General features: G+C 66.6%; 10 protein-coding genes and 1 pseudogene. 8 read left to right on the forward strand and 3 right to left on the reverse strand.

What is annotated here, in order from left to right; all coding sequences use genetic code 11:
- From FJV41_RS42730 to FJV41_RS42740, 3 genes are all read left to right on the forward strand, one after another.
- The coding region (locus tag FJV41_RS42730; protein ID WP_220137943.1) for a hypothetical protein at positions 1–363 on the forward strand (363 nt) is incomplete at its 5' end.
- On the forward strand, positions 360–1,625 hold the full coding sequence (locus tag FJV41_RS42735) for an MFS transporter (RefSeq protein WP_141648383.1): 1,266 nt from the start codon (positions 360–362) through the stop codon (positions 1,623–1,625). The genes FJV41_RS42730 and FJV41_RS42735, both read left to right, overlap by 4 nt.
- A gap of 4 nt (positions 1,626–1,629) precedes the next feature.
- On the forward strand, positions 1,630–4,236 hold the full coding sequence (locus FJV41_RS42740; protein WP_141648384.1) for a M16 family metallopeptidase: 2,607 nt from the start codon (positions 1,630–1,632) through the stop codon (positions 4,234–4,236).
- A gap of 30 nt (positions 4,237–4,266) precedes the next feature.
- Here the strand turns inward: FJV41_RS42740 and FJV41_RS52740 are convergent, their stop codons facing one another.
- Positions 4,267–5,478, reverse strand: coding sequence for a hypothetical protein (locus FJV41_RS52740; RefSeq protein ID WP_181791323.1), 1,212 nt, complete (start codon positions 5,476–5,478; stop codon positions 4,267–4,269).
- 188 nt (positions 5,479–5,666) lie between these two features.
- On the opposite strand from FJV41_RS52740, the gene FJV41_RS42750 reads away from it, so the two are divergent.
- Entirely contained in the window at positions 5,667–6,131 is a 465-nt protein-coding gene (locus FJV41_RS42750) for a DoxX family membrane protein (RefSeq protein WP_141648385.1), read from the forward strand.
- Here FJV41_RS42750 and FJV41_RS55040 read toward each other — a convergent pair.
- Together FJV41_RS55040 and FJV41_RS42760 are read right to left on the reverse strand one after the other, a co-directional pair.
- A pseudogene (locus FJV41_RS55040) lies at positions 6,086–6,421 on the reverse strand (SDR family oxidoreductase); the annotation flags it as partial. The gene FJV41_RS42750 and the pseudogene FJV41_RS55040 overlap by 46 nt on opposite strands.
- Before the next feature lie 229 nt (positions 6,422–6,650).
- Positions 6,651–8,888, reverse strand: a complete 2,238-nt coding sequence (locus tag FJV41_RS42760; RefSeq protein ID WP_141648386.1) for a M9 family metallopeptidase — start codon at positions 8,886–8,888, stop codon at positions 6,651–6,653.
- A 305-nt stretch (positions 8,889–9,193) separates the two neighbouring features.
- Here FJV41_RS42760 and FJV41_RS42765 point away from each other — a divergent pair, with 305 nt between their 5' ends.
- The 4 genes from FJV41_RS42765 to FJV41_RS42780 are packed head-to-tail and all read left to right on the forward strand — an operon-like array spanning position 9,194 to position 12,474.
- Positions 9,194–9,961 (forward strand): AHH domain-containing protein, encoded by a 768-nt coding sequence (locus FJV41_RS42765; protein ID WP_141648387.1) that lies wholly within the window; start codon positions 9,194–9,196, stop codon positions 9,959–9,961.
- Positions 9,962–9,993: 32 nt separating this feature from the next.
- Positions 9,994–10,581, forward strand: coding sequence for an imm11 family protein (locus FJV41_RS42770; RefSeq protein WP_141648388.1), 588 nt, complete (start codon positions 9,994–9,996; stop codon positions 10,579–10,581).
- Positions 10,582–10,609: 28 nt separating this feature from the next.
- Complete coding sequence (locus FJV41_RS42775; protein ID WP_141648389.1) at positions 10,610–11,704, forward strand: hypothetical protein; 1,095 nt, start codon at positions 10,610–10,612, stop codon at positions 11,702–11,704.
- A 5-nt stretch (positions 11,705–11,709) separates the two neighbouring features.
- On the forward strand, positions 11,710–12,474 hold the full coding sequence (locus FJV41_RS42780; protein ID WP_141648390.1) for an Imm49 family immunity protein: 765 nt from the start codon (positions 11,710–11,712) through the stop codon (positions 12,472–12,474).
- Positions 12,475–12,696 lie beyond the last annotated feature (222 nt).

Below are 12,696 nucleotides of genomic sequence, written 5' to 3' on the forward strand. Positions count from 1 at the left end.
GTGGGGTTCGGGACGAACGGAGGGCTGGGGGAGTTCATCTCCATGAACTCTCACATCAACGAACGTCATCCGGGCGTGCACCTGGGTTTTGGCCAGCACAACCAGAGCATCCATGTCCTGGACTACTACTCGCCCATCCACATGGACCTCATCTCCCCGGGCGGGCAGGTGTGGGTGGATGACGACCAGGTGCCGTTGGACCTGCTGAATCTCAAACCCTCACAGGTGCCTCACCCCAAGCTGGTCTTCAACGAGGACATCGACGGGAACTGCTGCGGGTTGACCGGCGACGAGGAGATGCGGGAGGTGTGTCCGCTGCCGGATCGCCTGAAGGCCTCCACGCGGACCCAGCGGGCGGGATGAGCCCGGGCCCTCCGCCCGGTCTCTGGCGCAACGCCACCTTCCTGCGGCTGTGGGCGGCGCAGACCGTCACGTTGACGGGCTCGGCGGTGACCAAGGTGGCGCTGCCGCTCGTCGCGGTGACCATCCTGAACCTCACGCCCCAGCAGATGGGGTTGCTGATGGCCGTGGAGATTGCGCCGACCCTGCTGCTGCGGCTCCCCGCCGCGGCGTGGGCTGATGCGAGCTCGCGTCAGGTGCCCGTCCTGGTGGCGTGCAGCCTGACGAGCAGCCTGCTCATCGCCTCCATTCCGTTGCTCTGGTGGATGGGCCTGTTGAGCTTCGGGTTGCTCCTGGGGATGGCTTTTTGTCTGACCTCGGTGAGCGCCATTGGCGGGATGTTCGCCGCGCCCATCCTCCCCGCGGTGGTGGGGGACGGGCAGCTGGTGGAGGCCAATGGCCGGTTCAGCGTGACGCGCAACCTGGCGGACGTCTCGGGGCGCAGCCTGGGGGGCCTGCTCGTCTCCGTGCTCTCGGCGCCCGTGGCGCTGCTCGTGGACGCGGCCTCCTTCGCGGTGGCCGCGCTGCTGACCGTGGCCGTGCGGGTCCCCCGCAAGCCGCAGCATGTCCCGGCGAGGAACACGGCGAGCCTGAAGGGGCTCACCCTGGGATTCTCGCTGCTGCTCCAGCGGCCCTTCCTGGGCCTGGGGCTCGTCATCGTCGGGTATCTCTGTCTGGCCAATGGCGTGGTCTCCGCGCTGCTGGTCCTCTTCATGTCCGGGGACCTGGGCATGTCGCCGTCGCTCATCGGTCCCATCGTCGGGGTGGGCTCCGTGGGGGGCATCGTCGCCAGCCTTCTCGTGGGGACCTTCCACCGGCGCCTGGGAGCGCAGTGGACCGTGGCGGTGGCAGTGGCCCTGCTCACCGGCTCGTTCGCGTTGCTGCCGCTGGCCCGGCCCGGGGCGCTGGGACTGGTGGCGTGCCTGAACTACGAGTTGATGGGCAGCTTCGGCGCCTCGCTCCTGCTCATCACGCTCTTCGCGGAGGTCCCCCGGCAGGTGCCCTCCAACGCGCTCGCCCGGGTCATGGCCGTCATCAGCCTGATGCCCGAGGTCTCGACGATGCTGGGCGCGCTCCTGGGCGGAACGCTGGGGACTTCGCTGGGCATCCCCCGGGCCTTCGCGGTGAGCTTCGCCTTCGCCCTGCTGTCGGGGACCGCGCTGGCGCTGGGGCTCGCGTGGCGCCGTCGCCTGTTGCTCAAGCGCCAGGCCATGGTGGGAGGTTAGGACCCTGACGGCTCAAACGTACACGCTGGACAATGGGCTCACCGTCGTCTTCGAGCGACGAGACACCGCACGCGCTGTCGCCTTCCAGGTCTGGGTCCGGGCCGGCAGCGCGGACGAGCGGCCCGACCAGTTGGGTCTGGCCCATCTGCATGAGCACATGCTCTTCAAGGGGACATCGCGTCGGGCACCCGGGGATATCGCTCGCACGGTGGAGGCCCATGGTGGGCAGATCAACGCCTGGACCAGCTACGACCAGACCGTCTTCCATGTCGTCATCGCCAGTCGGTTCGCCCGACTGGGGCTGGACATCCTCGCGGACGCGGTGCGTGGCTCCTCGTTCGACGCGGGAGAGCTGGCGCGAGAAATCGAGGTGGTGTGCGAGGAGATCAAACGCAACGAGGACCTCCCCGCGCGCCGGGCCTCGCGACAGTTGTTCACCACCGCCTACCCCCAGCATCCCTACGGACGCCCCGTGATTGGCACGGCCGCGAGCGTGCGCGACTTCACCCAGGAGCGGGTGCTCGAGTTCTACGCGCGGCACTACACCCCGCGAAACCTGGTGCTCAGTCTCGCGGGCGACTTCGACGAGTCGCGGCTGCGCGAATGGGTGGACGAACTCTTTGGCGGTGACTGGGGGCAGCACCACTCGGGGCCGATGCCGCGTCCCGCCGAGCCGGAGCGCACCGCGCCGCGGATATGTCTGCGAGAAGATGGCGCGAAGGAGGCATGGCTGCATCTGGGCTTCTCCATCCCGGACGTCGCTCATCCGGACGTGCCGGCGCTGGACGTGCTGGCGCTGCTGACGGGGCAGGGAGAGCGCTCGCGGGTCATCCGGGAATGCAAACGGAGACAGGGCCTCGTCAGGGCGCTGGAGTCCTCGTCCTATACGCCCTTGGACCCCGGGCTCTTCTCCCTCCGGTTCACGCTCGCGCCGAACCAGGTCGCGGACGCGGTGGAGGAGGAGCTGCGGGTGCTGGCCCGGCTGCGCGCGGAGCCGGTGCCCGCCGAGGAGCTGGCGATGTTGCAGGCCCACTTCGAGGCGCGGGCCGTGCAACAGCGCGAGGAGGTGCAGGAGCTGGCGCGGCGGCTGGGCTATTACCAGTTCATGCTGGGCGGCCTGGAGGCGGAGGCGCGCTACCACGAGGCCATCGCTCGGCTCACTCCGGAGCGATTGCACGAGGTGGCGGAGCGCTACCTGCGCTTCGACCGGGCTGTCCTCACGGGGCTGCTCCCCCAGGGTTGCGACTTCTCCACCGAACGGGCGGAGGCGTTGTTGATGCGGGCCGCGCACGACGGTGCGTCACGGGGGCGCGTGCCAGCCTCGGTGCGTGAAGGGCCAGCGCCGCTGCCTCGGCTCGTGAGGCGCAAGACGACCGAGACGGCTCAAGGGGTGGTGGAGTCGCGACTGCCTTCGGGGGCACGGGTGTTGGTGCTGGAATCGCGCGCGGTGCCGCTCGTCGCGATGCGAGCCTGCTTCGCGGGCGGCGTGCGTTACGAGACCGCGGAGACCAACGGGCTCACCACGTTGCTGGGTCGCTGCCTCACGCGTGGCACGGCCACTCGCGATGCACAGGAGGTTGTGCGGCGGGTCACCGCCATGGCGGGCTCGCTCCAGGGGGCCCATGGGCGCAACCTGGTGGAGCTTCGCGGCGAGTTCCTGTCACGCCACTTCCAGCCCGCGTTTCGTCTCTTCGCGGACTGCCTGCGCGCCCCGCTGTTCTCCGAGAGTGAGGTGGCTCGCGAACGCGGGAACTTGTCCAGGGAGCTGGGCACTCGCGATGGCAAGCCCGAGGGCCGGGTGTTCGATGTCCTCGCGAGCACGCTCTACCGCACGCATCCCTACCGGTTGCCGGTGTCAGGGGAGAGCCGCGCGGTGGCGCGACTGGGCCCCGAGTCGCTGCGTGCCTGGCATGCGGCCTACATGAACCCCGCGCAGATGGTGCTGAGCGTGGTGGGGGACGTGCGCGCGGAGGAGGTGCTGGCGCGAGCGCATGAGCTGTTCGGCGACGCTTCGGGAGCGCTGGCCGCACCGCCACCCGTGGCGCCAGAGCCGCTTCCGGAGTCGCCTCGCGAGCACAGGCAGGTGCTCGCGCGCTCCTTGACCCATCTGGCGCTGGGCTTCATGGGGGCACGGGTGACCGATACATGGCGCCACGCCTTGAAGGTGCTCAGCACGCTGCTCGCGGGGCAGGGCGGGCGATTGTTCGGCGAACTGCGTGACAAACGCGCCATGGCCTACAGCGTGAACAGCTACAGCATGGAAGGCGTGGACCCTGGCTACTTCGCCATCTACATGGGGACGAGCCCGGAGAAGGTGACAGCGGCGCTGGTGGCCATCCGTTCCGAGCTGGAGCGGGTGAGGGACGAACGGGTGAGCGAAGAGGAACTGGAGCGGGCGCGCCAGCACCTCATCGGCACGCATGAGCTGGGGCTGCAGCGCAACGCCGCTCGTGCGGCGATGCTGGCGATGGATGGGTGTCTCGGGGTCGGACAGGAGAACTTCCAGCACTACGCGCAGCGGGTCTCCGAGGTGACGGCCGACCACGTGCGTGACGTGGCCCGGCGGGTCATCGACTTCGAACGCAGCGCCCTGGCGGTCGTCGGTCCCTGACGGGGGAAGGCCCTCGCGGCTCCGTCTCCATCATTGCGTGAGCATGAGCAGCGTGGCGCCGGCTTCCACCCGCGCCCACGGCTGGACGTTCTGCTCCACCGTGGGAAAGGGGCGCCCCGGCTCGGCGACGAAGAGCACCTTGGGGAAGACATTCACCAGCGTCTCCTGACCCTTCCCATCTCCATCGGAGAAGAACACCGAGAACCAGGGCATATAGGTCATTGGATCGTAATAGGTGCGCTTCGCGGGCGGCGGCATGAACCAGTCCAGGGGCAGCTCCACCTCGATGGCCTCCGGGGAGGTCCACCGAATCGTCGGTGGTGGCGTGTCCTTTTTCTTGGGAGGCTTGAACCACGTGGCCACGGGCACCCCCAACGCGTTGCGCGCGACCCCCAGCTCCACCGGTCGATTCTCCATGCGCTTGGTGGTGCCCCACTCCGACCAGCGCAGCTCGAGGTGGTCCGCCGCGAGGATGGCCTTGGGACTGGCATCTGCGGCAACGACTGTCTTGTCATCCTTCAGCCGGACACTGACCACCATCAGGTCGCCCCGGCGACGCAGGCTCACCGTCAGGTCCGCATCCTCGAGTCCCTTCCAGTTCTTCTGGCCCCAGGTGACCTTTCCCGGAGTCGGAAGCACCGTCGACTCCAGGTCCGTCACCACCTGCGCCGGGCCTTCCCACCGGGTCTCATTCCCCTCGGGGTCCTGATCCTCCGAGGTCGGCGCCGTGTAGTTGTAGGTCTGGGCGCGCTGGGTCAGCAGGTCCATGCGGTTCGAACTGGAATATGTCGTCACGTGGCTCGCCACGAGCAACGGGCCATTCCGGTCGAAGCGCAGCGACACCGATGACGAACTTCTCATCCCGGTTCGTGGCAGCAGCAGGACCGGTTTGCCCGTGTTTGACGCTTCCGGGGTGGGGGACGGGCAGCCCAGTTCGACGTCCAATCCCACGCCTGTGTTCATCGCGAAGTGCTCTCCGCTGGCCAGCCCCACCAGCGTGACCGGGGCTCCATCCCCGCGCCTCGTTTCGTCGCTTTTCACCAGGGAATAGCAGACCACCTCGTCCTCGCGCCCATCACCGTCGAGGTCCACCTGGTATCGCGTCAGGACCTTTGGCTGCTCCTCCTTCGCTCGCGCGTCGAACCAGCTCGAGAAGGCGGCAGGCGCAGGCTCGGCGCGTGCGGCGGCGGGTGGCACGGAGTGAAGGGTGACAAGCACGGGCAGCCACGGGGCGAAGGCCATGACCCCTCACTGAACCCCGGGGGATTCACGCATGCAAGGGCAGACCTCGACGCCGAGGGCACCTGGATGAAATCGCCGCCGTGTCGATCTCCCGGAAGGCCGTTCGTCGCGAGGGTAGAGGCAGCGCCCCCGGGACGGTCCAGGAGCCTTGCCACCAGACCTGAAGTGACACCGAGGAGGAGTACGCCATGGGAACGGGAACGACGCTGAACGCAGAGGTCACCGGAGCGGGCCAGGACACGAAGTCGTTTGCTCGCAACCTTCCAACCGTTGCGAGGGTCCTGTTGGGGCTCCTCTTCTTCGTCTTCGGGCTGAACGGCTTCCTGAACTTCATCCCGCCGCCTTCCGAGCCCATTCCCGAAGGCGCCATGGCGCTCAGCATGGCGTTCATGAAGTCGGGTTACATGATGCCGCTCATCAAGGGCACCGAGGTGCTCGTGGGCTTGCTGCTGCTGACGAACCGCTTCGTGCCGCTGGCGCTGGCCCTCCTCGCGCCCGTCGTCGTCAACATCGTCGCATTCCATGCCTTCCTCGCCCCGACCGGCATCGTGATGACCGTCGTCGTCCTGGCCCTCCACCTCTATCTGGCCTGGGCGTACCGGGCGACCTACCGCCCCATGCTCGTCGCGCGGGCGGTGCCCGGCGCGAAGTGAGCGTTGCGGCGCGGGGAGCCACTCACCCCTATGCCGCGGAGACGTTGGTGTAACCACCATCCACGGGGAGCACGCTCCCTATCATGTAGCGAGAGGACTCCGAGGCAAGCAGCAACAGGGGCCCATCCAGCTCCTCGAGGTGGCTGGTCCACCATGGCCCGGCCCTCCGCGGTGGCGAGGAACTCCCGGTTGATATTCGTCTCGAAGTAGCCGGGCGCCAGCGCGTTGACCCGGATGCCGTGGGGCGCCAGGTCGATGGCGAGTGCACGGGTCAGGTGATTGACGCCCGCCTTCGAGGCGCACTACGCGGGCAGTCCTCCCTGCACCACGCTGCCGAGGATGGATGAGACATTGATGAAGGAGCCCCCTCGTCCGTGCCAGATGAGATGGCGAGCCGTCTCCTGCGCCATCGTCCTCGCGCACCTTTCACGCCTCGGTGACTTCCCGCGCCCAGGCGTGCTGCGGCTGGAGGGACTCCCAGGTGGCTTCACGCCCACCTGGGAGTCTGTCCTTTCCTCGTCAGGGCGCCCTGTCGAAGTGGGCCTCCAACTTCACGTCTGCGTAGGCCGGGCGGGCCACGAGCATGAGGTAGTAATAGCCTCCGGTCGCGGGTGAGGCGATTTCCACCGTCTCGTCATTGCCCGGGAGGTAGGGCCGGTAGTCGTACACCGTCGTCGTGGGCCACGTGCCGGCGCGGGCGTACAGGTCCGCGTTGCCGGTGCCGCCGCTTGCCTTGAGGCGCAGGTTGCTCGCTCCGGGGGGCACGTAGAGATAGAAGTAGTGCACGCTGCCGGTGGAGGCGAGCGGGCCCCGATAGCAGCCGTTGTCCAGTCCCATGGGGTTGGAAGCCGTGCAGGGCGGGGTGGGGCCGGGTCCGGAACCGGGTGGGATGCAGATGCTCGGGTCCGTGGCTGTCGCGACGCAGTCGATCCACTGGTGGAACTCCACGTCGTTCGCCGTGCCCAATGCATCCAGGGACTGGCGATAGGTGCTGTAGTTGCCCGCGCGGAACTGTTCGACGAAGGTGTCCACCTGGTCTGAGTGGCGCTCGAACATGAAGCGCGTCGCCAGATAGCCCCACGAGTACACGCGGTCGGTGCTGCTGTTGTAGTCATTGCGGAGGATCTGGCTGAGCTGGAAGGTCTTGCCCCGGCCCAGCGCCACCGCGCTGGCATTGTCGCTTTTCTTGGAGATGTACTCAGCCAGGCCTTCGATCCACCAGACGGTGGGCTGGCTGATGCTCGTGGTGAAGTCGTCCTTCATGTTGAAGCGGCCGTCCAGGTAGTGGATGTATTCGTGCCGCAGGTTCCAGATTTCAAAGGCGGGCCGCAGCCACTCCGCCTCGTAGGCGATGAAGCGGGCCTGATTGCCGGAGGCGGCGGGGTTTCCCTCCAGGTACATGCCGCCATTGTTGGTGTTGATGCCGAACAACACGCCGCCGTACGTCTGGTAGTCGAACCGACTGTCGAAGACGACCATCTCCAGGGACGTGTTGTTGTCGCTCGCCACGGGCACGCGGTGGGTCTTCAGCGTGTCGTGGAAGGAGGACTCCTGCGTGGCGACCTGGTCGCAGCTCTGCGTGAGCTGTGGGGCCGTCATGTCCTGCACGCGCATGCGCAGCGTGGGGCCACACGTATGGGTGATGCCGAGCACCGTCTGCTCCAGCGTCCGCCGGAAGTCGCAGACACCGTAGTAGGCGCAGTTGGCTCCATCGTAGAACTCGACCATCTCCGCCGAGCCCACCCAGAGGCCCGCGGTGGGGCCCGTCATCGAGTGGTTGTCAATGACCGCCTTCACCAGGGGGCGCGTCTTGTTCTGGAGGGTTCCGGAGTGCTGGACGAAGCGAGCCATCTCTCGCGCCGCGTTGACGGTGAGGTATTGGTTGGACGTGGCCAGCAGGTGCTCGGTGCGGGTGATGAAGGAGTCGAGCGAGTCGATGAGGGACATGTCCGCCCGCACGGCCGCGACGAAGTCCGTGTTGAATTGACCCCGATAGATGCCGTTGAAGACGCTGTTGGTGGCGCCGCGCATGTATGTGGAGGCCACGGTGGTGTCATTGAAGCGGTCCAGCAGGCCCCGCAGGGTGCCCAGGTGCCAGGCGGTCTCTCCCGCGCTGTCGATGAGGGTGACGAACTCCTGCAGCACCGCGCCGTGCGCGTCGTTGTTGTCCGTGAAGTGGCTGTTGGCGACGAAGGCCGCGAGCGCCGGGCGGATGGCGTTGCGCAGCGTGGTGCCGTAGCTGCCCACCGAGCCCGACTGGTAGAACTGCACGTAGTAGCCGGCGCGCAGGAACAGGATGAGCTGGAGCGTCTGGGCGGTGTTGTTGCCCACGTACTGTTGGGCGTTGACCGTGAGCGCATTGGCGACGGTGACCATCTTGCTCTCGGCGAAGACCTGGCCGGCCTGCGTTCCCGTGACACCGAACAGCGTGTTGAGACACTCCGCCGTGGAGCCCTTCACCAGCGTGACGAGCCCGGTGCCACTGGCTGATGCGAAGGCCGCCGTGTCACAGGCGACCAGCAGGGCCCGTGAAGATGTGACAGGGACTCGCTCTTGGTGCAGTTCCTCGGGGGAGACATCCGGCTCACGCTGGTCGGGCCGGATGCGTTGATGGGTGTGTTCCAGCCCGTGGGACTTCCAGGAAGACTCGGCGGGCGGGGGACTCCTCGGGCGGGCGAGTGCCCCCGTCGAGAAGAGGGTGAGCGTGACAGCGAAGGCGATGGGACTGCGATACCAATCCGTGACAGGACAGCGCATGGACTCATGCTCCTGGGTGATAGGGCCTGCTGCGCGGAGTCAGCCGTTCCGGCCGACTCGGGTCGTGCTGGTGAAGTCGCGATAAAGTAGTATTAGCAGTCAGGTCTGACAGTGGGGCGGGCTGCCGCGGGCCGGGTCCGGGAGGGCGCGCTCCGATGGGCGCCCACGCTGGTCCCAGGGCGCGGAACCGAGGACGCCGTCCTCTCCAGGGGCTACTTCACTGAGAGTCCAGGTCGACCTTGTCGTTTCCCTGAGCTTTCGCGATGATGGATGCAGGGAAAGCCTGATTTCGTGGAGGGTGCGTCATGTCCGAGGAAAGACACACACGAGATATCGAAAACAAGCTCGACCACCACACCGCGGGTGGCACGGAAGGCGGGAAGTGTCTGAATCGACACGAGTCCCGCAAGCCGAACAACTCCTGCAGCCACATCTGGCAGGCCACGAAGAAGGCCCAGAGTGACGACGGGCTGTATAACTGGCCTCGCTACAAGGACATGCCGGGCACAATCCAGGTCTTCTTCCAGGGACGCGAGGCGGAAGCCGGCAAGCCCCAGAAGGGCGATTGGGACGTCAAGGCCGGGAACTTCGACACCCACTGCGACGTGCCCTACTTCCACGAGGCGCATCACGTCATCCCGAATTCGACCCTGAGCACCACCATCAGTGATTACCTGGGCAACCCGGATGAAGGGGGCTCGCCGGAGCTGGTCACGGTGGTCCGGGGTGGGCTGCTCACCGCGGGCTACAATCTCAACCATATGGACAACATGATCATGCTCCCCCTCGACGCGACCGTCGCGCGGGTCATGCGCCTGCCCCGACACCGGACGCTGCCCAAGATGTATCACGGTGTCTACAGTGATCATGTCAAGAGCGAGCTGAAGGCGCTGCTCGCCGACAACCTCGAGGACCTGGTCGATCACGAGGCCCCCAAGTACAAGGACTTCAAGGACAAGCTCATTGCCCTGTCCAATCGCCTCTATGGCTCCATCAAGCAGGCCGGCGAGGACGGGGTGGACGCGCTCGACCATATGGCGAAGGAGCTTTTCAAGCAGCAGAGCGCCAGTTGAGACACGGTGGTGCTCACCCCGGAGGGAAGTGAATGAAGTATTTCCTGTTGTCGACGGTCGGAGACCTCAACGACCGCGATCTTTGCCTGATTGATGATCCTCCCAAGGGGATTGGCCTGCGCCGTTTCCTGATGACCAAGGGCCGGCCAGCCAAGGCTTTCTACCCCGCGGAGGCCAAGATCTTCCTGCGCGAAGAGAACCCAGGCATCAAGCTCTCTTCCGTGCTGGGGAACACGGAGAACTACCTCATCGCCTCATCCGAGGTGAAGACGGTGTTCGAGCAGCTCTGCGCGGGCTGCGATATCGAATATCTCCCCTTCGACTTGTATGACCACCGCGAGCGGCTCTACAGCAAGGATTACTTCATCATCAATCCCATCGGTGCGCTCGACTGTCTCGACGAGCAGGCCAGTGGCGTCACCTATGGTGAAGAGGGGAGTGTCATCGACATCGCGGAGTTCGTGCTGGATGACAAGAAGGTGGGGCAGGCCGCCGCGCTGTTCCGGATCGACAAGAAGCCCAGCAAATATGTCGTGGATGAGCGCTTCGTCCAGGCCGTCGAGGCGCGGGGGTTCACCAACGTCCTGCTGACACCGCTCCGCTTGTCGGGACAGGGCTGACGGCCCGGGGGCGGCCTGGGAGGCATGCGTGGTGCTCTCGATTACAGGACTGGGAATGGTCACCAGCGTGGGGCTGGACGTCGTCCAGGCCTGCGCGTCGCTCCGGGCGGGCCTCACGCGGCCCCGGCAGCTCGTCTACTTCCCCGTCCTCGACGAGGAGAGTCAGGAGCGCGTGCCGTTGATGGGCCATCCCATCCAAGGCTTCACCGACGGGTTCGGGCCCGTGGGCAGGTGGATTCGACTCGCGCGAGGAGGGGTGGACGACCTGCTGTCGCTCGGGCAGGTGCCGGGTCGCGAGGACTCGGACTTCTGGCGGCGGACGGGACTCATCTGGGTGGGGCCTGTCTTGGATGAGTCCCGCTTCATGGAGGCACGCCAGCTGAGGCCCGACGTGTTGACGAGTACCTTCTGCCTGCAACTGAAGAAGGCCCTGGAGCTTCCGCTCGTCAGCGACTGTCACGCCATCCACCAGGGACACGCGGGCATGGCGGCGGCGCTCCAGTATGCCTCGCGGCAGCTGTCCCGCTCCGCCGTCGATCGCTTCCTCATCGTGGCCATGGACTCCTATCTGGACATGCTCAGCCTGGAGTGGCTGCAGTCTCACCGGAGGTTGAAGTCTCCTGACGTGCCGGTCGGCCTGATGCCGGGCGAGGCCGCGGCATGCATCCTGGTGGAGTCCCCCCTGTCCGCGCGCAGGAGGGGCATCACGCCCCAGGCCTCCGTGAGCGCCGCCTCGGTGGGACAGGAGCAGGACCTGTTCGTGACCCAGCGGCCGAGGGTCGGGCAGGTGCTGGCGGACACCATCGTCGACGTGCTCACGAAGGCGCCGGGGCCCACGGGCGCCTTCCAAGGAGACATCCTGAGCGACCTCAATGGCGAGGTCTGGCGGGCCTCGGAATGGGGCCACGCACGTGTGAGGCTCGGCGACCGGTTGGATGAGTCTCATCGCCTGGTCATCTCCGGCACCTCCCTGGGGGATACCGGCGCCGCGAGTGGTGCCGTGGCCCTCTGCGTGGCGGTCCGGTCATTTCTTCGCAAGTACGCGTCCAGCTCCCGAAGCCTGGTGGTATCCAGCTCGGAGCATGGCTGGGTCGGTGCATTCGTCGTCAGCGCGGAGGCCTGAGCCGCATGTCTTCCAAGTTCCTCCAGGTGTTTGTCAGCAATGCCCGGTCCGACAACGCGGAGTTGTTGAAGGCCCTGGATGCGAAGGCGAGTCTTCAGCAGGTCTTGACCTTCTGCGAGAACTATCGGATTCGCGGGATTGGTCGCTTCCTCCTCTACGGTGATGCGGAGGCGCTGCATGCGTGCCTCTACAAGAGTGGCCGCGCCTACCTGTCGCTCATGGAGAAGGTGCCGGAGTCCCAGTGGGTGACGAGCCGCTCGGCGCCGTTCTTCGACGCCCTGGCCGCTCAGGACCTCGATGGCGCCCGGGAGATTGCCAGACGCGCCAGACGCACCTGGCAACAAGGGATGGAGTACAAAGAGGACTTTCTCTACGTCCATTTCCTGATGAGTCGTTTCTTCCTCGGGGAGACGGATGCGCGGTTGGTGGAGCTCCTGGCGGATTACGAGCAGGTGCTGCAGGGCTCGGAGGACCTCCGCCTCCCGCTCTGCCACGCCCTCCTGAAGGGAGATGGGGAAGAAGTGGCGCGGGCATTGGAGACGTTCCTTGTCGCGGAGCGGGCCCGTCAGGACCGCCTCCTGCAGCGGGAGAAGATCTCCGAGGAGCGCTGGGCCACGGTCGCGCAGGTGTCGGTCGAGGGACTGGCGTTGATGACCCTGGCTGAACACGCGGGGCTGCCCCTGGTGGGCGAGTTTCCATTCGTGCCCTCCCTGGCGCGTGCGCGTGGCAGGCCGCGGCTGCCAGTGGATTCGTGGCGCAGCCTCGATTGAACGCCGTCCGTGGAGGGGTATTCCTCGCGCGAAAGCGTCTCCACCGGAGCCGACGGGCCCGGAGACGACACGGGCCCGTCCGCGCTCCACTCGCTCTAAACCAGAGTTCGTGATTCTCGAACGGCCTCAGACGGCACGCCTGAGGTCGGCTCGGCGCAGGGATGGACTGGCAGAGCGTTGGGCGTTGCGAGCAGCGAGGTAGGCATGCACCCGCACCATGAG

Source organism: Myxococcus llanfairpwllgwyngyllgogerychwyrndrobwllllantysiliogogogochensis (genome assembly GCF_006636215.1).
Classification (GTDB): Bacteria; Myxococcota; Myxococcia; order Myxococcales; family Myxococcaceae; genus Myxococcus; species Myxococcus llanfairpwllgwyngyllgogerychwyrndrobwllllantysiliogogogochensis.